Below are 24,940 nucleotides of genomic sequence, written 5' to 3'. Positions count from 1 at the left end.
AAATCTGAAAAGGGTAATTGACCTTTGCTCAATTCCCTTTTAGCTAACTGCCATATGAACTTTATTTTTTATGATGACTGCTTTCGCATTAATTGCTGCTTTTCACAATCATCTCATCGTATAATACGAGAATATTCAGTAAAGCTTGCTGACTATTCATTATGGATGTACGGTCACCGTTTTGCCTATAGGTTTTCAGTTGTTGAACTGCTGTGGTTAGTTCCTTAGCATGCTGCTGTATTAAGGTTGACAATGTATTCAAATCTAGCTGAGAAATCATCAAATAGTTTTGCTCTAAACTATTCCACACTTCTTCATTTAATGACTTTCCAGAAAGTAATATAGCTGATGACTCAATAAGACTTTCATAAAACTGTCTGCTTAGTCCAATATAATTCTTTTCTTCATCATTACTAGTAGTAATTGTTCCACCCTCAATGACAAATTGCTTGTTATACGTCTCTAATCCTCTATCAGTAAAAAGTTGACTAAGAGAGTCAATAGATGCCTGCGTATTGCTAAGCCCAATAAACAAAGAATAATTGTCCGCGCTTTTTATTAGGATCGATGGGATTCCATTACTTGATAATTGCTGTTGATATTCCTGTCCAGAAGATTCTTGAGAAAAAGCTCCTCCTTGAACAACTTGTACAACGAGAGGTTCAAAAATATCTATTTGAGTAGTACTAGAAGCCTGGTTCAAATTGGTAGCATCTGATAAGTCAACTGAGTCTTCCAATGGCATATTTTCTTCTAGTGCCTGTTTTGGCTGCTCGTCAGAAATTAATTGTAACATTAATAAGCCTAACCCAATTCCAATGACAATTGCCAATAGTATGGACATCAAAAAGTTTTTTGATGAATACGGAAATTTATGGTTTATTTTAGGGAATCTTAATTTACGCCTCGATGTATCGCTATTTCCTTTATGACGCAAGTCTTCGATTGAAACTATATCTTTATGCTCAATATTGTTTTGTTGTTTATCAGGTAATACCCACAAAAATTCCTCTTCACCTTGATCTTTTGTTGTAGCTACTTGTTTCTTCCCGACAGACAGGTTCTTTTTTTTTCTTTGAACCCCATTTTGCTCTTTTCCGTTAATTTTAATTGATATCTGTTCTTTTTGCTCGTCCACACTTTCACCACCTAGTGTCACATTTCTTAGCTTGCTCCAATGGTAGCATAGGGCTTCAAAAAAAACACAAGACTTTTGTCGTCTTAATATTAAAGGTTTTCGTCAAATTTCTTAGTTGCTTTTTTGGCTCTAATTTAATATTGCCCGTTTTCACATTGATTGTTGTTTTTCGTATTAAGGAATTAACACGTACACAACAAGAATTCGGGGCATCCTTTCTTCTTTTTAATGATGACTTACATTCTAAAACCATGATAACCATAGCAACAAAGATCACGAAAGGAGCATAAATATTAAATAACAATCATCTTGTTAACATACCACGATATTATTATTTCACTAAAATAATAACTAATGATTGTTCCAAGCAAAATAAACGGGACAAATGGAATGGGAATTTTCCGATTTAGCCTGCTTAACAACATCCCCAATAACCCATACAAAGCACCAAATAATGTTGAACAAAAAAATGCTAACAACACCCCTTTAGAGCCAAGGACGACCCCTAGAAGACTAAACAGTTTAATATCTCCACCACCTATTCCTCCTCTGCTTATTATTGAAATAAGGCTTAGTAAACAAAACGCAATAAGCGCGCCTATGATGGCATCCCACCACGGTGTTAACGGAAGGAAAATGCGTTCAATCACAAACACAACTGTGAAAAATAACAAGACTTTGTTTGGTATTAGCATGAAAGTAATATCTGAAACAAAGAGGATCATCAACATCGAAATCATTGTCCAACAAACTAATAATTCCATCGACCAACCTAATATCAATGGGGAAATTGTTATAAGAATTGCAGTCATTAATTCAACAATAGGGTAAAGAGGGGAAATAGGGGATTTACATTTACGACATTTCCCTCCTTGAATGATAAATGAGAAGACAGGGATAAGCTCAAGTGATGTAAGCTGTCTCTTGCAGTTAAGACAAGCAGAGCGAGGAGCAACAATCGACTCCCCCTTTGGAACACGTAGGCCAATAACATTGAAAAAAGAGCCGAGAATTAGTGATAATAAAAAAATATATAGATACACATATACCATATGATTAGCTCCATCTACATATATTTTGACCAGTTTCTTCTGAACTCATATGCTAAGCTACAACTCATTAATTACAGTGGCTGGAGGGTTCTCTATGTTTACTTTGTTGTTATTTTCCGATAAACCTGAGTACAACAACTAGTTTTTTTATTACTATCTTCATTTGATAGATGAAATAATATCAGGATTACTATTTTTAAAATAAACACCCATTAACAAAGTAATCGATTATGGAATTTCCCTTTATAATGAAAATTATTGTGCAAGCACGGCTACTTTATTTCTTCCTGCTTGCTTCGCTCCTGTATACATCGCTCTATCAGCTGTACGAATGAGCTCTATTGGATTTTCTCCATCGTAAGGAGAGGTAGCAATTCCTATACTTGCAGTAATTTTAACTTGTTGGACTTTCTTATCAGATAAATTCCCAGTAATATAAAATGGTCTTGATGCGATCTTTTTCCGAATGTCCTCCGCCAAAGAAAACGCTGATTGACGGTCGTAGAGAGGTAATAGAATAATGAATTCTTCTCCTCCATAGCGTGCAACAGTTCCTTCATTCCCTACAATCTCTGTTAACAGCATAGCAGTATCACGGAGAATGTCATTTCCGCTTTGATGACCATAAGTATCGTTCACCGCTTTAAAATGGTCTATATCAATTAAGATGATGGATAGCGATTTGTACCAATCTTTTTTTGATAATACATCCATTTCTTGACTTAATAAGACTTCAAAATATTGATAGTTATATATTTTTGTTAAACCATCATGTTCACTTTTATGCTTAGCTTCTTCGTAATGACGCGCATTTTCAATCGCTACAGCCAAATAAGATCCTAATAAATCTACTAGCATTAACTGATATTTTTTATATGCCCGCTTCTTATGGGAGGCTAAAACAATGACAGAAACAACAGTTTGGTTTCGCACAACAGGGACAGCCATAACACTTTCTACCGTTGGTGGTAAACAGCCATTCATAACCGATTTCCAGCTGTTACGAGAATGATAGATAACTGGTTTCTTAGAAGCCCAAACCTCTCCAGCAATCCCTTCATATTTTTGTAATGGAGGGATTGTGAGCTTTTTTTCCTCAGAACATTCAAAATACCTAATTAAATTGAGAGTATCATCATTTACCACATCTAAAATATATGCTAAATCTACAGGAAACATCATGGTGAGCTTCTCTAAAAATAAATCTATTACTTGTTTTACTTTTAGCTGTTCTGCCAGTTGATGACCTATTTCACTAGCACGTTGTAAATAATCATTGACTTTTCGACTTGAATTATAGAGTTGAATCATAGTTACGATACATATAAATGGTAAGCCTGTATAAATTAATGCATGGATACCTAGTTGTTCATATAATAAAAATAAAATAAGTCCAAAAGGGATAAGAATACAAGTGGTTATAACTTCCCATAGCATGTCTCGACTTAACAGTGACTTTTTCATTTTTCTTTTGAATTTTACATAATCAATTATTGCTAAAAACAGTTGGTTTGAAATAAAAATAGTTACCAAATAACCTATTATTGGTATGGCTGACTGAGTTAAATTGACTATTTCAGCACCATGAGCGCCTCCTAGGCTATAATATACTAGGCCTCCTATGATAGAAATTGATACGAACATGATTGAATTTAATGGGTAACGATATAATTCGCTCTTGCTAATACGTAACCTTAATAGAAGTACGACGATAGAAAGCTGCATTAATACCATCTCAACAAATAACCCAAACGATAAAAACACAGCTAATAACACAGCTTGGCCAAAAAATATCGGCGTTTCATTAACAATAATAGGAAAAAAGCAAACAATAATCATTAATATTAAAAATAAAAGAATATCCTGAGCATTCTCATATAATAAAGGACTCGTATTTGAAAATACTAAGTATAAAACTAAAGGTGTATATATAGCCCAATATACCCATAATATGTTTTTAGATTTCAAATATCGTCCTCCTCTACCACATATTTCATATTTAATCATTTATCGTCTATATTTTACCAAATTTTCAGACAAAAGTCATATGTAATATGAAAATACTACGACAAACATCCTAATATATGTAATCGTACTTCTGATATAAAATATAGTGAACCTGTGATAATAAGAACGTCATCTTTAGGGATGGAGTTAAGCTTTTCATTTATAACTACTTTCCAATCTTCCTCGTAATCCTTATTACTTCTACTACATTGATCATACAATTCTCTTGCTGATAAAGACCTAGGAAAATCGAATGAAGTACATGTAAGTCGTTCAGCAATATCAGCTAAAGGGTTAAGCATATCTCCAATGTGTTTATCTGCTAATGCAGAAAATATGATATGTATCTTCTTATCGTTAAAGTGATCGTTAAGCGTTTTACATAAGGCTTGAACTCCCTCTGGGTTATGTGCACCATCAATGATAACCATCGGTTCTGCCATTAGCGTTTCAAAACGACCAGCCCAAAATGCGGCCTTTATTCCATCGCGAATATGGACTTCTTCTATGGTCATTGAAAAATGTGTTTTCAAATATACGGCTGCCATAATTGCTAGAGCCGCATTTTTCACTTGATGAGCACCTTTCATCTTAGAGTTGAGATCATTTATTGTTAAAAAAGGAGTCTTAATTGAGAATGATTCACCGCTTTTTGTTGATTGATAATTAGCAATAGTAAAATCGAGGTTATATTGATATACTTGAGAATTTGTAGACTGTGCTTTTGCTAAAATGACTTGTAAGGCTTCTTCCTGTTCAACCGAAGTAATCACTGGTGAGTCTGGCTTTATAATTCCACTTTTTTCATATGCAATTTCTTCAACTGTCTCGCCAAGAATAGCAGTATGATCAAACCCGATGTTCGTAATAATGGAAAATAATGGGTCAATAACATTCGTAGAATCTAACCTACCTCCTAGGCCTGTTTCAAAGATTACGAGGTCAACTTGCTTTGTTTTTGCAAAATAAACTAATGCCATCGCAGTGATTACTTCAAATTCGGTAGGCGAACCTAACTCAGTATGTTCTAACTGTTCTGCTAACGGTTTAATCTCATTAACTAAACTTACGATTTCCTCATCATGAATTGGAACACCATTGATGCTAATACGTTCATTAAATTGTTCAATGTAAGGTGATGTAAAAGTACCTATGTTGTAGCCTGCCTCTTGTAAAATTGTTCGCAAATAACATACCGTCGAACCTTTACCATTTGTCCCAGCAACATGAATTGTTTTAATATGTTGTTCAGGATGAGCCAAACGCTCCATCATCCACTCCATTCTTTTTAGTCCTGGCTTCATACCTAAACGAAGTCGTGAATGAATCCAATCTATAGCTTCCTTATATGTAACTACCATAAAAACTCCTCCTTAGTAACAATTAACGTGAAGCTCTTGCCCCTCTAATATTCCCTGCCAATCTAAAGCTCTGTGTCATCTATTAAAAGCTTATTTTAATGCCGAAATCATATCTAGGACTAAAGGATCTAGATTATAGAAAAGTGCAGCTCTTTGACTATCTGTCGCAAACACTGCAGCTTTGTTATATTCAAAAAACACGAACCCTCTCAGGTTCGTGTTATATTTTAGTCTATCCATCATTCATTTGTCTACAAATGAATTTAGAATAATTTTTTAGAAAATGCTCCTCATTCATCATGCCTTTCAAATGAATCCGCTCTTTATTAATGTATTATCCTTTCAGTTCCGCGATACGAGCACGAACTGTTTCACGTTTTTCAACATAATCCTGTTCCTTTGCACGTTCTTCAGCAATTACTTTTTCTGGAGCTTTGTTGACGAAACCTTCATTACTTAATTTCTTTTGTACACGGTCTACTTCTTTATTCAGCTTTTCCAATTCTTTTTGCAGACGTTGTACTTCTTCTTCAATATTAATTAAGCCTTCAAGTGGTAGAATTAATTCTGCACCCGTTACTACCGCTGTCATAGACTTTGCAGGTGGTTGTAATCCTACACCGATCATTAATTCACTTGGATTACAGAATCTATCGATATATGAACGATTGTCTTCTAGACGAGTAGCTACATTCTCATCTTTTGCATTAATGTGGAGCTTAATCTTCTTACTCATTGGTGTATTCACTTCAGCTCGAACATTGCGGACTGATCGAATAATATCAACGAGTAAGTGCATATCATTTGCAGCTTGTTCGTTTGAAAGTTCTGAACGAACCTGCGGCCACTTAGCAACTGTTATTGAGTTACCTTCATGAGGTAGATTTTGCCAAATTTCCTCGGTAATAAAAGGCATAAACGGATGTAATAAGCGTAGAGTATTATCTAACACATATGCCAATACACTTCGTGTCGATTTCTTTGCCTTGACATCATCCCCATATAATGGGAGCTTAGCCATTTCTATATACCAATCACAGAAATCATCCCAAATGAAGTTGTATAACACACGACCAACTTCACCAAATTCATATTTATCTGCTAAAGTAGTAACCTTTTCAATTGTCTCATTAAGTCTTGTTAATATCCATTGATCTGCTACTGACTTCTCTCCTGTTAAGTCTATTTCTTCATACTTAAGGCCATCTAAATTCATTATTACGAATCGCGATGCATTCCATATTTTATTAGCAAAGTTCCAAGTAGCTTCAACCTTCTCCGTGCTATAACGTAAATCTTGACCTGGAGAGCTACCTGTTGCCAGGAAGTAACGTAAGGAATCAGCACCATATTGGTCGATGACATCCATTGGATCTACACCATTTCCTAAAGATTTACTCATTTTTCTTCCATCCGAAGCACGTACAAGTCCATGTATTAATACATCATCAAAAGGACGTTTCTCAGTAAACTCGAGAGCTTGGAATATCATTCTTGACACCCAGAAGAAAATAATATCATAACCAGTAACGAGAACATTCGATGGATAATAACGATTGTAATCCAATGAAGATTCATCAGGCCATCCCATCGTTGAAAATGGCCAAAGCGCTGAACTGAACCAAGTATCTAATACATCAGTGTCTTGTTCCCAATTTTCAACGTCAGCTGGTGGTTCATGATCTACATACACTTCACCTGTCTCCTTATGGTACCAAGCAGGAATACGATGTCCCCACCACAATTGACGAGAAATACACCAATCACGAATATTTTCCATCCAACGTAAATACGTTTTTTCAAAGCGATCAGGAACAAAATTCACCTTATCACCTGTTTGCTGTAACTTGATCGCTTCATCAGCTAATGGCTGCATTTTTACAAACCATTGTGTTGACAAATATGGCTCAACTACAGCTCCACTTCGTTCACTATGACCTACTGAATGCATATGCTCCTCAATCTTAAAGAGTACTCCTTGCTCTTCTAAATCTTTCACAATTTGCTTACGACATTCAAAGCGATCCATCCCTTGGTATTTACCAGCATTGTTATTCATCGTTCCGTCTTCATTCATAACAAGAACTCTTTCAAGATTATGACGGTTACCAATTTCGAAGTCATTTGGATCATGGGCTGGAGTAATTTTTACTGCTCCAGATCCGAACTCCATATCAACATAGTCGTCACCTACGATCTTTAGCTCTCTTCCGATTATTGGTAGTTTAGCTGTTTTTCCAATCAAATGCTTATAGCGCTCATCCTTTGGATGAACTGCAATAGCAGTATCTCCAAGCATCGTCTCAGGTCGTGTTGTAGCAATTTCGATATGCCCTGAACCGTCCGTTAGTGGATAACGCATATGATAAAATGCACCTTGCACATCTTTATGAATCACTTCAATGTCTGACAGGGCTGTCTTCGTTTGTGGGTCCCAGTTAATGATATACTCTCCACGGTAAATAAGATCTTTTTTGTACAATGTTACGAAAACTTCACGAACAGCTTTAGAAAGCCCTTCATCAAGTGTAAAACGCTCGCGTGAATAATCTAGACCCAAGCCAAGCTTTGACCACTGCTGACGAATATGACTAGCGTACTCCTCTTTCCACTTCCACGTTTCCTCAACAAATTTTTCTCTTCCTAAATCATATCTAGATGTTCCTTGTTCACGTAGCTTTGCTTCGACCTTTGCTTGAGTAGCAATACCAGCGTGATCCATTCCAGGTAACCAAAGAACATCCAACCCTTGCATGCGTTTCATACGCGTCAATATATCTTGTAATGTTGTATCCCAAGCATGACCTAAATGTAGCTTGCCTGTTACATTTGGTGGGGGTATTACAATTGTATAAGGTTCTTTTTCACTATCTCCAGTTGCCTCAAAATATTTTCCTTCAAGCCAAAACTTATATCGATTTTTTTCAACTTTATTTGGATCGTATTTTGTCGATAGCATTTGTTCATTTGTTTCCATGTTAGTTCCTCCTGACTAATAACTTAAGAAAATTAAAATAGCAACGTTCGAAAAACGCCAATCAATTGCGAAAAGCAAAACCTAACTAAAAAATAAAAACTCCTCCATCCAAAAAAGGACGAAAGGAGTTTATTTTCCGCGGTTCCACCTTAATTCTTAAACTACATTATTACACAATGAAGTTTAAGCGCTTAAACAAATAACGGTTGCATCCGGCTTCTTCTAATTGACACATCGATCTTTCAAAGAAGCAGCTTAAGGGTGACTTTCGAATAATAGCGATCCTAAGAAATTTCTCAGCTATAAATTTCTCTCTCTGAAGGAGCTACCTATTGTACTCTTCCCTGTCTACGCATTTAGATATTGTTCAATGAACATGAACGCATCTCTTATATGTTTGTCAATAGTATCATATTTATATTCTATATACTACCGAAAAATTGTTTTTGTCGTCAATCATCTTAACCAATTTTTTTTAAAGTTATTCATTAGTTAGCAAATTAGATGGGTGAATGCACTATTTCATTGATGGTGGCATACTTTAATATATGTTTATTTACGAGTATTTATTGTAAAGGCTGTTTTCAGTTGAGGTGATCATGGACTTAAATTATACTACTGATTACTCCAAGTGTTTTCTCCTCTTTAAACCGCTACAATTCCTTAAAGCCTCATCTATACGAAAGGCTCTTTTCATAAACTTTGTTGAAATTTCCGAAATACTCTTGTGATTTACAATACTAATATGTCCATTAAATCCTAGTTGTTTGCATAGTTATATGTTATCACGAAAAACAACTAAAAATTCGAAAACAGCCATAAGAAAAGTGTAGCTGTGAAAATCACTAGCTTATTTAAATGTAAGGAGGCTAACGATGAGACGGAAATACACACCTTTTTCACTTCCACCATGGGCGCGTCAGCTTCGCGATATTTGTGGACAAATGATCATTCCTATTGCGGTCTTTCAATTACTTCGTACCATCTTTTTTCCAACTACGTTTGATGTGTTTATACTTGCTTTGTTAGTCGTTATTGCAGTAGCATTTGAATTCAATTGGATATAAGAAATCCCATATACAACATATGATATGTTATATATGGGATTCTTTTTATTCGTCACTAGTCATTTTTTCTCCGTCAATTAACTGCATAATAACAAACTCAATGTTTTTCATTTGCCAATATGCCCGTAGTAATTGTTCAGTACTCTGAAGCTCATTGTTATTTGTTGAACTTGCTAAATGTTTTCGAACAATATTATATAATTGTTCAGGATATGAACCGTAACTGTATAGCAAAAAACGTTCTTCTTCCTTTAATGAGTTAAATTGTTGATAATGCTGAATCCACTCGACACATTCATGGTTATTCACTGGGTACGTTTTTAATGTACGGTGTATTAATGTAACTAAATCATATACAGGAGAAGCGACAGATGACCTTTCAAAGTTAATAAAATAACCTTTCCCTTTATCGTTGCTTACGACGTGTTCAGGTGAAACATTCCCGTGTACGATTGAAACTCGAGAATGCTTTTTTTGTTCGGTCCTTTCAAACCATTGATCTAGATTTCGTTCAGCAAAATGAATAGCTTGCATGATTTCGTGAAAATACGTAACAAACTGCAATTCAAATGGTGACATATACCATTTACTTTCACACACTTCCATATACCTTTCCAAAAAGACCCTTTGAGTTCTCCATGATGCTTTTATATCATTATATGATTTTGCTATTTGATTATTCGTATACACTATGTCCTTCGATGTCATATAATGAAGTCTCGCTAATTCTCGCATCATTTGCTGAAAGAAACCTTGACGATTTTCATGTTGAAACCATGGCATTAAATAAAAACAATTATTGTCGAAGTGTACAAGAAAGTTTCCATTGTTAGTTCGATAAATAGGAATAATATTCGTAAATCCACGTTCGAATAAAGATTGCATTGTCTTAATAAATGAACCGTCTTTATATTTACCATCCAATCTCTTCAATGCGAACGTTCCTGACTTGGAATGTACTTTGACAAGCTTCTTTCCAATCTGCTCAACCTGATCGGGTATTATTCCATATTTAGCTATGATAGGACTATGATAATTTAATACTGTTGCTGTTTTATCATGACCCTCATTTTTCGTAGTCATGTTAATTACTAAACTTTGCTATCGATGTAGATAGGTATATATAATATTTGACCTTCATAAATGTCATGTTCTTGTTCGAGATGATTTACTCGTAAAAGCTGTTGAACAGATACATCATATCTTTCTGATATGGATTGTACGGAATCACCTTGTTGAACAAAACACATTTTCACTTGTGAAAAATCGCTTTCATGCTCCTCTTTGCCAAATATCTTGGTTAAATATAGTGCATTCTCATCACGTTTTGCTTCAGATTCGTCCCCTATCATCGCTTCTTCTCTGACCTTTATTTCCTTTGTTTGAACCTCATTACGTTCTTCACTGTGCCTTTCAAAGTTCAATACTAAATCAGTTTCTTCTCTACCTTTTAATTCAACCTGAGGACTATATACATCTACATTTGGTACATTACTTTCAGCACTTTCTGCTGAATCTAAAACATCTTCTTCTACTTGTTTTCTGACTTCAACTTCGAATGGATCATACAAGTCTTCTTCAATTCCAACATGCACCACATCTTCTCCATCTTTTACATTTCCCATTGAATCGACATCATTTACTTCTACTCGTTCGGTCCCTTCCTTTCCCTCTTCATGCTCAATGATTTCCTCATAATACTCACCTTCTCTTATAACCTCAGATTGGTGATGATCATATATTCCACTTATAGAAAGATCTGCAAACACTTCTAAACACCTTGTTTGAGGAATTTCATAGTCAAATGAATTGATTGAAATATACACGTCATCCATACGATCAATTCGAGTCTTCGGAATTGTTATATCAACAGGAAAAACATGCTTTAGCTCACTTACACCATCTTCTCGTGTAATAATAGTATTAACAACCCTTCCAGGAAACTCTCTGACGTCTTCATGTACAGCATTTTCATCTATTCTGTATTCACCTGATAGCTGAAGCGAACCACGAATTGTAATATATTGATCATGCTCTTCAATCATAATATCAGGATCTAAAGAAATTGATAAAAGTTCAGAGACTTCCTGTCCCTTTTGAAACCATACCGACTCTTCAATTGAAAATCGCAGCGACGATTGCTCTTCTTGTGTCACCTTACTCCTCCTTTCAAACAAGTACCATTTTTACTATGACATTACAGATTTATGAATGAAATTGATCATTTATGTATAAAACGTTGATAAAACATGAAAAAGGTGTAGATAAAGTTGATGGTACACTTTATCTACACCTTCTTTTTCTATGTTCATTTACTTAAGATTTAAGCTTTGAAAAAGCTTTTTCCGCACTGTGAATTGTATGTTGAATATCTTCATGTGAATGAGCTGTTGATAAAAATAGTCCTTCAAACTGAGATGGTGGCAAAAAGACACCTTGTTCAGACATAGCTTGATAAAATGTTGCAAAATAAGCTAAATTAGATTTTTTTGCCATTTCATAATTTGTTACTTCTTCATCTGTAAAGAAGAAGCCGATCATTGAACCAGCACGATTGATTGTATGTGGAATTTCATATTTACGTGCTGCTGCTGAAAGACCTTCCTCTAAAAGATCTGCTTTTTGTTCAAATTGTGCATACGATTCTGGTGTTAATTGGATCAATGTTTCATAACCAGCTGTCATTGCAAGTGGGTTACCGGACAGTGTACCAGCTTGATAAATCGGTCCACTCGGAGCGATTTGGTTCATTATTTCCGCTTTTCCACCGTATGCACCTACTGGAAGGCCACCGCCAATAACTTTTCCTAGGCATGTAATATCTGGGATAACACCAAAATACCCTTGTGCACAATGATACGCAACTCTAAATCCTGACATAACTTCATCAAAGATTAATAATGAACCATACTCTTCAGTAATTTCCCTTAATCCTTCTAGAAAGCCCTCCTGAGGTGGTACAACCCCCATATTACCAGCAACAGGTTCAACGATAACGCCAGCAATATCATCACCAAATTGCTCAAAAGCATATTTGACACTATTAAGATCGTTATAAGGAACTGTAATAGTATTTTTTGCAATACCCTCTGGCACACCAGGACTGTCAGGTAAGCCGAGTGTTGCAACTCCTGATCCAGCCTTAATTAATAATGAATCTCCGTGTCCATGATAACAACCTTCAAACTTCATTATTTTATTGCGAGAAGTATAACCTCGGGCTAAACGAAGAGCACTCATTGTTGCCTCTGTACCTGAGCTAACCATTCTAATTACTTCAATGGATGGTACGCGATCAATAACAAGCTGGGCAAGATCATTTTCAATTAATGAAGGTGCTCCAAAGCTTGTGCCATCTTCAGTTACTTTTTTAATTGCTTCTACGACTCTTTCATTTGCATGTCCATGAATAAGTGGTCCCCATGACAAAACATAATCTATATATTCATTTCCGTCGATATCGTATATTTTTGATCCTTTCCCCTTTTTCATAAAGATCGGGTTCATATCAACAGATTTAAATGCACGAACAGGACTATTCACTCCACCTGGCATAAGTTGTTGTGCTTTTTCAAACGCTTCAATTGACTTTTGATAGCTTCGCATAATTAGACACCTTCCTATAAATAATCAAGGGTGTTACTCAGGGGTAATAAAGTATCTACATTCCCTGACATATAAGTGTTTCTCAACATGTTTACTTCTCAGTTAACCAACGGGCTGCATCTTTAGCAAAGTAGGTTATGATTAGATCAACTCCAGCTCGCTTCATACTAGTCAGTTTTTCTAAAACGACTTCTTGTTCATTCAACCAACCATTTTGTGCTGCTGCTTTAATCATCGAATACTCGCCGCTAACGTTATAAGCTACAATTGGGATGTTAATATTGTTTTGCATATCTCTGATAATGTCTAAATATGAAAGAGCTGGTTTGACTATGAGAAAGTCTGCTCCTTCTTCTACGTCAGATTGAGCTTCACGAAGTGCTTCCAAACGGTTTGCTGGGTCCATTTGATATGTTTTACGATCCCCAAACTGTGGCGCACCATGAGCTGCATCTCTAAAAGGGCCATAGAAAGCAGATGCATACTTTACACCATAAGACATCATTGGAATATACTCATAGCCCGCTTCATCTAAGCCTTGACGAATTGCTGCTACAAAACCATCCATCATATTTGAAGGAGCAATAATATCAGCCCCAGCTTTTGCCTGGCTTATCGCTGTTTTCACGAGTAAATTTAATGACGGGTCATTCAAAACTTGTCCACCTTGAATAATTCCACAATGCCCATGATCTGTATATTGACAGAGACATGTATCAGCAATAACGACAAGCTCAGGAAAAGATGCTTTAAGTTGTCGTATAGCATCTTGAACAATTCCATGGTCATGATATGCTTGAGAGCCAACATCATCTTTCTCATTAGGTACCCCGAAGACAATGACAGATGGTATACCAAGTTCAACAACTTCTGCCACTTCTTCATTAAGACGATCAAGTGAATATTGATAAACTCCAGGCATCGATGAAACAGGGTTTTTTTGGTTTTCCCCTTCTACCACAAATAGGGGATAAATGAAATCTTCAACGTGTAAATGTGTTTCACGTACCATTCTTCGGACATTAGCTGTTTGACGTAGCCTACGATAACGGGAAAAATTAATATCTTTCATGTAACAAATCCTTCCTTTCATATACTCACATGATTTTCACAAAAGTCCGAGTTAAATAAATTTGCTTATCACTTATAGATGTTATTCTAAGGCTCTTTTCGTAAACTATGTTGCTATTGTAATCCAATTAATACCAAAAAGTGGTTTAACATGGTTAGTCATTGTTGTACAGAAGAAAAGATGCCACTAACTCTAGTTGTGTACGTGTTTGGCTCTTAGTACGAAAAGCAACAATTAATGCGAAAACAGCCTATTAATTTGACACTCGGTTATAATACAGAACAAGCTCTTGCAGCATACTATCAAGCGTATACTCTTTTGGACATATATGCACGGTTATACCAAGATTAGTTGCTGTTTCTTTCGTTATAGGGCCGATACAAGCGACTATACAGCCTCGGATGTATTGGGCTATTGAATGCCCACTTAATAATGATACAAAGTTTTTAACAGCTGAGGAACTCGCAAATGTGATGACATCTATGTCATCATTTGTGAGCATTCTATATAATTTATGTTTACTCTCGCTGTTCTCAATTGTTTGATAAACGACCAAATCCGTTACATCATATCCGCTATTAATTAACTGAGACTTTATCGTATCACGTGAAAGATTCCCTCTAACGTTTAAAATTCGATTTCCCGAATTCAAATATGGATATAATGCCTCTAATAAACTTTCTTGTACAAACTGTTTTGGTACAACTGACGCTTCGTGTCCATACTGTTGTAATGCTTCTAAAGTTCTTTTTCCTACTACAGCAATCTTCGGAAATAATACGTTACAATCCAGCTGCTCCTGAAATTGTTGAAAAAAGAAATGTACGCCATTTGCGCTTGAGAAAATAAGCCATTGATATTCATGTAGCTTATTCACAACCATCTTGTTTTCATGTGTATAATTTGCAGGGATGATAGAAATTAGCGGAATTTCTACCGGGATACCTCCAAGTTCTACAATTTTCTCAGCAAAGCCTTTTGCCTGCTGTTTACCTCTTGTCACAACTATTCTTTTGTTATGTAGAGGTAACATATTATGCATTATTGATTAAGCTCCTCTTTCACTTGATCAATGAGGTTTTTGGCACCCATTTTTGTAAGCTTCATAGCAGCTAATATACCTACTTCCTCTGGGTTTGTTCCGGTAATCGTTTCTTTAAAAATTGTTTCGCCATCAGGTGATGCTACGAGTGCATGTAATACAATTTCATCATGTTGGTTAATTTGAGCATACCCCGCAATTGGAACTTGACAGCCACCTTCCATCTTATCAAGAAATGTACGTTCTGCTTCAGTAGTTCGGGAAGTTTCTTTATCATTTAATTTTGCCAGTTCATTCAAAAGGTCCGTATCATCAATGCGACACTCAATTCCAAGTGCGCCCTGACCGACAGCAGGTAAACAACTTATTGGCTCAAGATATTCAGTTACTACATCATCTTTCCACCCCATACGTGCTAACCCAGCTGCTGCTAAGACAATTGCATCATATTCGTTATTTTCTAATTTCCTTAAGCGAGTATCAATATTACCTCGAATCCATTTAATCTCTATATCGGAGCGAAGTGCTAGCAGCTGTGCTGCCCTTCGTAAACTACTTGTTCCAATTATTGCTCCACTCGGAAGCTGTTCAAAAGGAATGTGACCTTTTGAAATTATGACATCTCTAGGGTCCTCACGTTTTGGAATACAGCCAATCGTTAAATGTTCTGGTAAAACAGCTGGCATATCCTTCATACTATGTACGGCCATATCAATTTCTTTATTAAGCATAGCTTGTTCGATTTCTTTAACAAACAACCCTTTTCCGCCAACCTTTGATAAGGTCACATCAAGAATTTTATCACCTTTAGTAACAATTTCTTTCACTTCAAACTCAAATGGAACGCCTAATTGCTTTAAAGTATCTATTACCCAATTAGTTTGAGTTAACGCTAATTTACTTTTACGAGAACCTACAATTATTTTTCGCATGATTTCCTCCTAAATCATTAGCAAAGTGGAGGTGGTTATTTATATTTCCAGCAACCACTATCGTTTTATTTAAAATGCAGTACTTTTAATGAAATCTAGATAGACTTCCAAATAGAAAAAAATTAATAAGAAGGACTAAAAATGAAGCCACATTCCATGTCGCAAGCGTTTTCCCTTGTAAATTCTTACCCACACGCATATATAGATAAACCCCGTATACAATTAAAACCGTAAAAGAGCCAAGGACTTTCACATCATACCAATGAAAATTAGGAATTTGTATATACGCCCATATCAAGCCTAAAATTAACCCTAGTAGTAACATTGGTACTCCAATTACATTTAACACATAAGACATATGATCCAATTTAGTGAGGTCTTCTATACGAAGCAAGCGTTTTCCCCATCTCTTTTGTTTTAGCAAATTATATTGAATCAAATACAGTGTTGTAAAGATAAAAGATAATGTAAATGCTCCATATGACAATATGGTCATTGTAATATGAATCACTAATAATTCTGACATGAGTTGCTCTGCGCCTGCGACAGATTGTTCATGATTAGGTGCGAATGTATGTAAGGCCATTACAAAAAAGCCTAGAACGTTCGTAAAAAAAACAATAAAGTCCACTCGTAACAGACGATTAATTACAAGTGATAACGTAATCAATACCCATGCATAAAAATAGAGTCCTTCAAAAAGCGTCAAAATAGGAAAGCGCCCTGTTTCCATCATTCTCAGAAACAAAAAAATTGTTTGTAAACACCAAACAATAGAAAGTAACCAGAAGGCAACTCTATTAGCCTTCCGGTTATTATGAAGAAAGTCAACAAAATATAGCAGTACACTTACTGCATATATACATACGGTAAACTCGTATAGCCTTGTCATATATATATCTATCATATTCGTCTCCTCACTTATGAACTATGAAGAGATAGCTGTTTTGCAGTCGCAAGTTGTTGAACCTGCTGCTTGTCTAGCTCAACCTTTACCGCTTCTTCAATATTAAATATTTTCATAAAGAGCTGTAATGACTCTTCAGCATTATCTTCCGCAGCTATTTCTTTTGCTCCCAAGATTGGATCTTTTAGCAATTGATTAACAATGCTCTTTGTATGTTTATTAATAACTTTTCTTTCTCGTTCTGAAAGGTTCGGTAGTTTACGATCGATGCTTCTCATCGTTTCAGCTTGGACTTCAAGTGCACGTTGTCTAAGTGCAGAGATAACAGGTACAACCCCTAATGTATTAAGCCATTGTTTAAACATCACTATTTCTGACTCAATCATTAACTCAATTTGTATTGAAGCCTTTTGTCGCTCCGCTAAATTAGCTTGTACTATATCCTCTAAATCATCAATATCATATAGAAATACATTATCAAGCGCTGCAAGCTGTGGATCTAAATCGCGCGGAACAGCAATATCGACCATAAATATAGGTCTACCTTTTCTCATTTTTTTTACTTGTTCCATCATAGCTTTGTTTATAACATAGTCCTTCGCTCCGGTCGAACTTATCATTATATCAGCTTCTACTAAAGCTTGTTGAATATCTTCCATTGACTTAGCTTGTCCTGAAAAGCGCTTGGCTAGGGATTCAGCTTTTTCCATCGTTCTATTAACAACCGTAACTTGTTTTACACCATTGCCATGAAGATTTTCGACAGCTAGTTCTCCCATCTTACCTGCACCTAAAATTAACACATGTTTATTTGTTAACTGACCAAAAATCTTCTTTGCAAGCTCAACTGCAGCATAGCTGATCGACATTGCATTTGAAGAAATTTCAGTTTCCGAATGCGCACGTTTTGCTAATGTGATTACTTGTTTAAATAACTGGTTGAAGATTGTACCAGTCGTTTGCGCCTCCTGAGCTAATAAAAAACTTGATCGAACCTGACCTAATATTTGTGTCTCACCTAAAACCATCGACTTTAGGCCACATGCGACATTAAATAGGTGGTCAATCGCACCATCACTTTCAAATATCGTTAAATACGGCGATACCTCATCTTTATCTAAATTAAACCAATCTGCTAAAAAAGCTTTTATATAGTATCGACCTGTATGCAATTGATCAACAACAGCATAGACTTCAGTTCGATTACATGTTGAAATAATAACATTCTCTAAAATACTCTTTTGCTTTTGCAAAGCTTTCATTGCCTCATGTAATCTATTTGCATCAAAAGTCAATTTTTCACGAATTTCGACAGGTGCTGTTTTATAATTTACCCCAACAACGATGATATGCACTGTAACTTTGCACCCCCTAATATGCCTATTCTCCCATATACATAAAACTATATCTATTATAACATGTATGAAATATTGTCATTTTTTTAAATGTGAACACAATATGAACATATGTTAAGATTAATTAAATACGTACTACATTGTGTAGAATATCAAAAACAGCTTTGTTTATCAAGTAAGCTCTATTAAATTCAAGGAGGTTTTCATGAAGAAACAGAGCATTTTTTCTAGTATAATCCTGATCGGATTTGGGATTTATTTGCTCATTCAACAACTAAACATCAAAATAACTCCAGGTTTTTACACATGGCCTACTTGGCTGTTAATCATCGGAACCGCCTTGATAGCTCACGCATACATAACTAAGCAATATAACAATATATTACCTGGAATTATTTTATTTGGCTTTGGTATACATTTTCAAAATTTCTTTAGTTTACCCTTTTGGCCAGATAATCCTGTCATGTTATTATTTATTATATCCATAGGATTATTATTACAGTATACAAAATTAAAAACAGGCTTGATTCAAGGGTTACTATTATTGTTTATAGCTCTATTGTTTCTATTTAATAACGAAATTATGAATTGGATTGGCAATCTCGAAAATACTACATCAAGTATATCAAGTTTTTGGCCATTCATTCTTATTGCTATCGGTTTATATATTCTATTTTTCCAAAAGGGCTAAGGCTAGACAATTAGAAAAATGCTGGCGTATGCCCAATCATGTTACACAAATTCCAAATGTCTGTCTTCATGCTGACTCATCGAACAAACGCGAAGTTTCTTTCACTTTGGCACTTGTTGCTTTTAGGGTGAAAGGGCGAAACGACCTTGAAGCCTTGTGCTGACAACTAGAAAAGTACAGGAGTCTCTTTTTCCCTCAAGCATATGCAATTCGAATTTAACACGCTAATAATATTCAGACGCTCTTCGTAACCATTGTTCTGCTAACAATGGTTTTATTATTTTCAACACTTCCTACCAGTAAAGGCGCCATGAAATTCTAGTTGTTTCGTTCTTACTTCTCAATATATTGCACACCATTATTAAACACAAAAAAGTAAGCAGAGTATAATATTCCCCTGCTTACTGCAACTATCTATCATTACATAAACTTATTTAAAGCTGACCATGCCTCTACTTTTCCTTTGCCTGTTTCAGATGAAAATAGTATTAACTGATCGTTAGGGTCGAGTTGTAGGTCCTGACGAATAACTTTAGCGTGTTTTTCCCATTTACCCTTTGGTATTTTATCTGCCTTTGTTGCAATTACAATAGTAGGAATTTCATAATGTTTTAAAAAGTCATACATAATCACATCATCGTTTGAAGGTGGATGACGAAGATCTATCAATAAAATTACCGCACGTAAAGGCTCACGTGTAGTAAGATACTTCTCGATCATTTTACCCCAGGCTTCCCGTTCCTTCTTAGACACTTTTGCATAGCCATAACCGGGTACGTCAACAAAATATAGTGACTCATTAAGTAAATAAAAGTTTAAGGTTTGTGTCTTACCTGGTTTTGATGATGTTCTAGCTAAATTTTTACGATGGATCATTTTATTTATAAAGGAAGATTTACCAACATTTGACCTTCCTGCTAAGGCGAATTCTGGAAACCTCTCTGCATTTGGATACTGTTCTGGCTTCACCGCACTAATAACTATTTCTGCATCTGTAACTTTCATATAGTATCTCCTAAAATCGCATGTTCCAAGACTTCATCCAAATGAGAAACGAGTATGAAGGTTAAATCATTTCTCACACTTTCTGGAATATCATCAATATCTTTTTCATTATCTTTAGGAACAATAATTTTCCTTAAGCCAGCTCGATGAGCACTTAACGTTTTTTCTTTTAGTCCTCCTATAGGAAGCACTCTCCCACGAAGTGTAATTTCTCCAGTCATACCTACTTCTTTACTAACAGGATAATCCGTTAAAGCAGAAATAAGTGCTGTTGCCATTGTAATTCCTGCTGATGGACCATCTTTAGGTACTGCACCTTCAGGGACATGGATGTGGATATCATTCTCTTCATGGAAATTTGGATCAATATGAAGCTCTTCTGCTCTAGATCGTATGTAACTGAATGCAGCTTGTGCTGATTCTTTCATTACATCACCAAGTTTCCCGGTTAAAACAAGCTTCCCCTTACCCGGAGAAAGTGAAACTTCTATTGATAACGTATCTCCTCCAACAGGAGTATATGCAAGCCCAGTTGCCACACCAACTTGGTCATCTATTTCAGCTTGACCGTAACGAAATATTTTTTTCCCTAAAAATTCTTCAATATTCTTATCAGTAATGATTACTCTTTTACGTTCTTCTGCAACAATTAACTTAGCTGCTTTTCTACATATTGTTGCGAGCTGACGTTCTAATCCACGGACGCCTGCTTCACGTGTGTAATACCTTATAACACTCTGTAAGCCATCATCTCTAATTTGTAATACTGCTTTTTTCATACCATGTTCTTTCAACTGCTTAGGAAATAAATGGTCCTTTGCAATATGCAGTTTTTCAATTTCAGTATAACCAGCAATCGTTATTATTTCCATTCGATCTCGAAGCGGTCCTGGAATTGTAGATAAATCATTAGCAGTAGCAATAAATACTACATTAGATAGATCATATGGTTCTTCAATATAGTGGTCACTAAATGAATGATTTTGTTCTGGATCAAGTACTTCTAGCATCGCAGAAGATGGATCCCCACGAAAATCACTTGACATTTTATCAATTTCATCCAATAGAAATACTGGATTGATAGTAGATGCTTTTTTCATACCTTGAATAATTCTACCTGGCATCGCCCCTACATATGTTCTTCGGTGACCCCTAATCTCTGATTCATCACGGACACCACCAAGAGAAATACGGACAAAATTTCTATTTAACGATTTAGCTATAGACTTAGCCAGTGATGTTTTACCTACCCCAGGAGGACCGGACAGGCATAAAATTGGGCCTTTTAACGATTCCGTTAACTGTTGCACTGCTAAGTATTCAAGAACACGTTCTTTCACTTTTTCAAGACCGAAATGCTCATCGTTTAAGATCTTTTCAGCTTTTTTGACATTTAAACTATCCTCTGTAGAAACAGACCAAGGTAACATAATTAACCAATCGATATAATTTCTAATTACACCACTCTCAGCAGAGCTAACAGGTATTTTCTCATATCTATCTAACTCTTTTAAAGCAGTTTCTTTTACTTGGTCAGGCATCCCAGCTTCATGTATTTTACTTTTTAGTTTTTCAATTTCACCAGTTTTTCCTTCTTTATCTCCTAGCTCTTTTTGTATTGCTTTCATTTGCTCACGGAGATAGTACTCTTTTTGCGTTCGTTCCATTGACCGTTTTACAGTTTGTCCTATTTTTTTCTCTAAGTTTAAAACTTCACGTTCATTATTAATGATAGTAATAACTTGATGAAGACGTTCTTTAAGATCTGTTGTTTCCAATATCTCTTGCTTCTCTTTAATCTTTAACGGTAAATGGGAAGCAATGATATCTGCCATTCTCCCTGGCTCTTCAATATCTGACACGGTCATAAACGTTTCTGCCGATATTTTTTTTGATAGTTTTATGTATTGCTCAAATAATTGTAGCATTGTCCTCATCAACGCTTCTTCTTCATTGCCTTTCACCTGCGGATCTTCATATGTATTAATTTTTGCAGAGTGATAAGTACCTTCATCATAATATTTTTCGATTTCAGCTCTACTAATCCCTTCTACTAAAACCCGAATTGTACCATTTGGCAACTTAAGCATTTGCTTAACATGGGTTAATGTCCCCATTTCGTACAGATCATCGATCGTTGGTTCTTCTATCGAAACATCTACTTGCGATGATAAGAAAATATGTCGGTCTTCCATCATTGCTTTTTCGAGCGCTTTCACAGATTTATCACGACCGACATCTAGATGCAATACCATTGTCGGATAGATTAATACTCCTCGGAGAGGCAGGAGGGGAACGATCATTTGTTTATTCTTACCCATCGGAAAAATACCTCCAATTATATAAAACACTAAATACTTGTATTGAACTATTGTATAGTACATTTTTTCCTTTGTAAAATAGAAACAACTATCACTGCATTTATTGAAGGTGAGTTTTTTGCTTTTTGAAAAGCGCCACAGTTCAAAGAGTCTAACTTACAAGGCACTTTATACTATGGCTCATTTCAAAAATCCTGCTGTTATTGTTACTAAATTTGAAAGGCTCTCTTTTCTTATTATTTATTCCTCTTGATACTAAATTTAGGACAGCACCATACAAATTTATGCAAGTGACTTTATATTAAAGACTTGGTTTATACGTATTTATTTCTTAGTACGAAAAGCAACAATCAATCCGAAAACAGCCATATGGAAAGTAAGATAAGGTTTGTTAGAGAAGAAAAATTACCACGAACATCGTTTGGGTGGTATTTACTAAATACTGAAATCAACAATTAACAAAACGGACACAACCTTTTCAATTATCGATCATTAAACTGATTCTTTTTCCTGTAGTTTTGCTGAAGATGATATGATTGATTCAGTATGATGAATCTTTGGCTTTATTAAAGCAATATCGAATACTTCATTTAGATGATTGACAGGAATAATCTCAATTCCTTCTATGCCTTTTAAAAGCTTTTGCATATTTTCCGATGGTATGATCACCTTTTTTGCTCCTGCTTGTCTTGCAGCTTTCACTTTCGCAACGACACCACCAATTGGTTTTACATTACCGTGAATACTAATTTCTCCTGTCATCGCTACAGTTCTATCAACTTTCACTTTATTAATTGAAGAATAAATACCAGTCGCCATTGCAATCCCTGCAGAAGGTCCATCAACTGGAAATCCACCAGGAAAATTGACGTGTATATCAAAATCTGATGCAGGGACGCCCATAGAACGAAGAACAGTAATTACATTTTCAATAGACCCTTTAGCCATACTTTTTCGTCTAATTGATTTAGCCCTATCTCCAATACTTTCCTCTTCTGCAATGCCTGTAATATTAATTGTACCTTGATCTTCTGCAGGAATAATCGTTACTTCAATTTCTAGTAACGCTCCTGTATTTGGCCCAAATACAGCTAAGCCATTAACTAGACCTACCTTTGAATTAGCACAGATTTTCTTTTCATAACGTGGTACAAGCTGAGAGGACTCAATCACCCACTCTATATCCTCATCATATATGCTCTCTCTTTCTTCAGAAATTGCAATCCCTGCAGCAACTTGAACCATATTGACCGCTTCACGACCATTCCTAGCATAATTTGATAAAATCCCTAACCCTTTATCTTCTATCTCCATTTGTACTTTCTGAGCGGCATTGCTAGCTACAACCTTAATTTCATCTTTATCTAACTCTCGGAAAAACACTTCTAAACATCGAGAACGAATCGCAGGTGGTATTTCACTTGGTGTTCTAGTAGTTGCTCCAATTAACCGAAAGTCTGCTGGTAAACCATTTTGAAAAATATCATGAATATGATTAGGAATTTGTGAATTTTCTTCACTATAATAAGCACTTTCCAAAAATACTTTTCGATCCTCAAGAACCTTTAGTAGCTTATTCATTTGAATAGGGTGAAGCTCTCCAATCTCGTCAATAAAGAGTACACCACCATGGGCATTCGTCACAGCACCTTGCTTTGGTTGCGGTATACCTGCTTGCCCCATGGCCCCCGCACCTTGATAAATTGGATCATGTACTGAGCCAATTAATGGGTCAGCAATACCCCTTTCATCAAAACGAGCAGTAGTGGCGTCAAGTTCAACAAAAACCGAAGATTGGTGAAATGGTGATTTAGTGCTTTTTTTTGCTTCTTCTAATACTAATCTAGCCGCAGCCGTCTTTCCAACACCAGGTGGGCCATATATAAGGACATGTTGAGGGTTTGGCCCACATAAAGCAGCCTTTAAAGAACGAATTCCATCGATTTGTCCGACAATTTCTTGAAAACTTGACGGCCGAACTTTTTCGGCTAATGGCTCAGTCAATGAAATAGAACGAAGTTTTCTCAAATGTTCCATTTCTTTACGTGATTCTTTATCAATTGATATTTTTTGAGTGCGTTGATTTCTTAATAAATTCCAAAAATATAGCCCAATAATTACACCAAAAAATAACTGGACGAGTAAGGCGATGCTAGTCCAACTCATATCAATTCCCTCCTGAACGTATGAATCCATCATTAATTGATAGTATCTCCGTGCAGAAGTTTGTATAAACACATTTTTTTCATACATTAAAATTAATGGAAATAAGTCACTGACAACTGAACATCTCGTTCATTCATCGGTAAATTAGCTGCCCACTATCCTAAAATATTATTGGGATTAAAACCCCAAAAACCTCTAAAGGTAAGTAAAATCCTTTAGAGGTTGTTATGTTTCCAGACAA

At 35.7% G+C, this 24,940-nt stretch carries 19 protein-coding genes and 1 other annotated feature; of the genes, 2 read left to right on the top strand and 17 right to left on the bottom strand.

What is annotated here, in order from left to right:
- Nucleotides 1–88: 88 nt before the first annotated feature.
- The 6 genes from V1503_RS15045 to V1503_RS15020 all read right to left on the bottom strand — a co-directional run bounded on the left by V1503_RS15045 (nt 89) and on the right by V1503_RS15020 (nt 8,517).
- Complete coding sequence (locus V1503_RS15045) at nt 89–1,138, bottom strand: hypothetical protein (RefSeq protein ID WP_410627961.1); 1,050 nt, start codon at nt 1,136–1,138, stop codon at nt 89–91.
- A 293-nt stretch (nt 1,139–1,431) separates the two neighbouring features.
- A complete protein-coding gene (locus V1503_RS15040) occupies nt 1,432–2,190 on the bottom strand; it encodes a prepilin peptidase (protein WP_410627959.1) in 759 nt (252 codons plus the stop codon).
- A gap of 255 nt (nt 2,191–2,445) precedes the next feature.
- Complete coding sequence (locus tag V1503_RS15035; RefSeq protein ID WP_320256748.1) at nt 2,446–4,158, bottom strand: sensor domain-containing diguanylate cyclase; 1,713 nt, start codon at nt 4,156–4,158, stop codon at nt 2,446–2,448.
- Nucleotides 4,159–4,253: 95 nt separating this feature from the next.
- Entirely contained in the window at nt 4,254–5,558 is a 1,305-nt protein-coding gene (locus V1503_RS15030) for a bifunctional folylpolyglutamate synthase/dihydrofolate synthase (RefSeq protein ID WP_410627957.1), read from the bottom strand.
- A gap of 90 nt (nt 5,559–5,648) precedes the next feature.
- Nucleotides 5,649–5,801 carry a hypothetical protein gene (locus tag V1503_RS15025; RefSeq protein WP_410627955.1) on the bottom strand — a complete coding sequence of 51 codons (153 nt, stop codon included), beginning with the start codon at nt 5,799–5,801 and terminating at the stop codon, nt 5,649–5,651.
- Between the two features lie 91 nt (nt 5,802–5,892).
- Nucleotides 5,893–8,517, bottom strand: coding sequence for a valine--tRNA ligase (locus V1503_RS15020; RefSeq protein WP_496113376.1), 2,625 nt, complete (start codon nt 8,515–8,517; stop codon nt 5,893–5,895).
- A 129-nt stretch (nt 8,518–8,646) separates the two neighbouring features.
- Nucleotides 8,647–8,895 (bottom strand) — a binding site (T-box leader).
- Between the two features lie 515 nt (nt 8,896–9,410).
- Here V1503_RS15020 and V1503_RS15015 point away from each other — a divergent pair.
- Nucleotides 9,411–9,602, top strand: coding sequence for a YszA family small membrane protein (locus V1503_RS15015; RefSeq protein WP_214481483.1), 192 nt, complete (start codon nt 9,411–9,413; stop codon nt 9,600–9,602).
- 45 nt (nt 9,603–9,647) lie between these two features.
- On the opposite strand, the gene ysxE is transcribed toward V1503_RS15015, so the two are convergent.
- From ysxE to hemA, 8 genes are all read right to left on the bottom strand, one after another.
- The gene (gene ysxE / locus V1503_RS15010; protein ID WP_410627951.1) at nt 9,648–10,685 is read right to left on the bottom strand and encodes a spore coat protein YsxE; all 1,038 of its coding nucleotides are present in this window, start codon (nt 10,683–10,685) and stop codon (nt 9,648–9,650) included.
- A gap of 8 nt (nt 10,686–10,693) precedes the next feature.
- Nucleotides 10,694–11,758, bottom strand: coding sequence for a stage VI sporulation protein D (spoVID, locus tag V1503_RS15005; protein ID WP_410627949.1), 1,065 nt, complete (start codon nt 11,756–11,758; stop codon nt 10,694–10,696).
- A 160-nt stretch (nt 11,759–11,918) separates the two neighbouring features.
- Entirely contained in the window at nt 11,919–13,208 is a 1,290-nt protein-coding gene (gene hemL / locus V1503_RS15000) for a glutamate-1-semialdehyde 2,1-aminomutase (RefSeq protein WP_214481486.1), read from the bottom strand.
- 91 nt (nt 13,209–13,299) lie between these two features.
- Nucleotides 13,300–14,280, bottom strand: coding sequence for a porphobilinogen synthase (gene hemB / locus V1503_RS14995; RefSeq protein ID WP_214481487.1), 981 nt, complete (start codon nt 14,278–14,280; stop codon nt 13,300–13,302).
- Between the two features lie 253 nt (nt 14,281–14,533).
- Nucleotides 14,534–15,322 (bottom strand): uroporphyrinogen-III synthase, encoded by a 789-nt coding sequence (locus V1503_RS14990; protein WP_410627946.1) that lies wholly within the window; start codon nt 15,320–15,322, stop codon nt 14,534–14,536.
- On the bottom strand, nt 15,322–16,254 hold the full coding sequence (gene hemC / locus V1503_RS14985; RefSeq protein ID WP_214481491.1) for a hydroxymethylbilane synthase: 933 nt from the start codon (nt 16,252–16,254) through the stop codon (nt 15,322–15,324). Before hemC ends, V1503_RS14990 begins: the two co-directional genes overlap by 1 nt.
- 85 nt (nt 16,255–16,339) lie before the next feature.
- Nucleotides 16,340–17,161, bottom strand: coding sequence for a cytochrome C assembly family protein (locus V1503_RS14980; RefSeq protein WP_410627943.1), 822 nt, complete (start codon nt 17,159–17,161; stop codon nt 16,340–16,342).
- A gap of 14 nt (nt 17,162–17,175) precedes the next feature.
- Nucleotides 17,176–18,516, bottom strand: coding sequence for a glutamyl-tRNA reductase (hemA, locus tag V1503_RS14975; RefSeq protein WP_320256741.1), 1,341 nt, complete (start codon nt 18,514–18,516; stop codon nt 17,176–17,178).
- 205 nt (nt 18,517–18,721) lie between these two features.
- On the opposite strand from hemA, the gene V1503_RS14970 reads away from it, so the two are divergent.
- The gene (locus V1503_RS14970) at nt 18,722–19,207 is read left to right on the top strand and encodes a hypothetical protein (protein ID WP_410627941.1); all 486 of its coding nucleotides are present in this window, start codon (nt 18,722–18,724) and stop codon (nt 19,205–19,207) included.
- A 420-nt stretch (nt 19,208–19,627) separates the two neighbouring features.
- Here V1503_RS14970 and yihA read toward each other — a convergent pair whose 3' ends face one another.
- The 3 genes from yihA to lonB form a co-directional block, all read right to left on the bottom strand.
- On the bottom strand, nt 19,628–20,212 hold the full coding sequence (yihA, locus tag V1503_RS14965; protein WP_214481498.1) for a ribosome biogenesis GTP-binding protein YihA/YsxC: 585 nt from the start codon (nt 20,210–20,212) through the stop codon (nt 19,628–19,630).
- The gene (gene lon / locus V1503_RS14960) at nt 20,209–22,533 is read right to left on the bottom strand and encodes an endopeptidase La (protein ID WP_214481500.1); all 2,325 of its coding nucleotides are present in this window, start codon (nt 22,531–22,533) and stop codon (nt 20,209–20,211) included. Before lon ends, yihA begins: the two co-directional genes overlap by 4 nt.
- Nucleotides 22,534–23,025: 492 nt before the next feature.
- A complete protein-coding gene (gene lonB / locus V1503_RS14955; RefSeq protein ID WP_214481501.1) occupies nt 23,026–24,699 on the bottom strand; it encodes an ATP-dependent protease LonB in 1,674 nt (557 codons plus the stop codon).
- Nucleotides 24,700–24,940 lie beyond the last annotated feature (241 nt).

The organism is Nanhaiella sioensis, from assembly GCF_046557775.1.
In the GTDB taxonomy this organism is placed as follows: domain Bacteria; phylum Bacillota; class Bacilli; order Bacillales; family SM2101; genus Nanhaiella; species Nanhaiella sioensis.
Note: the sequence above shows the minus strand (reverse complement) of the source record. Positions and strands in the feature narration are given on the sequence as shown.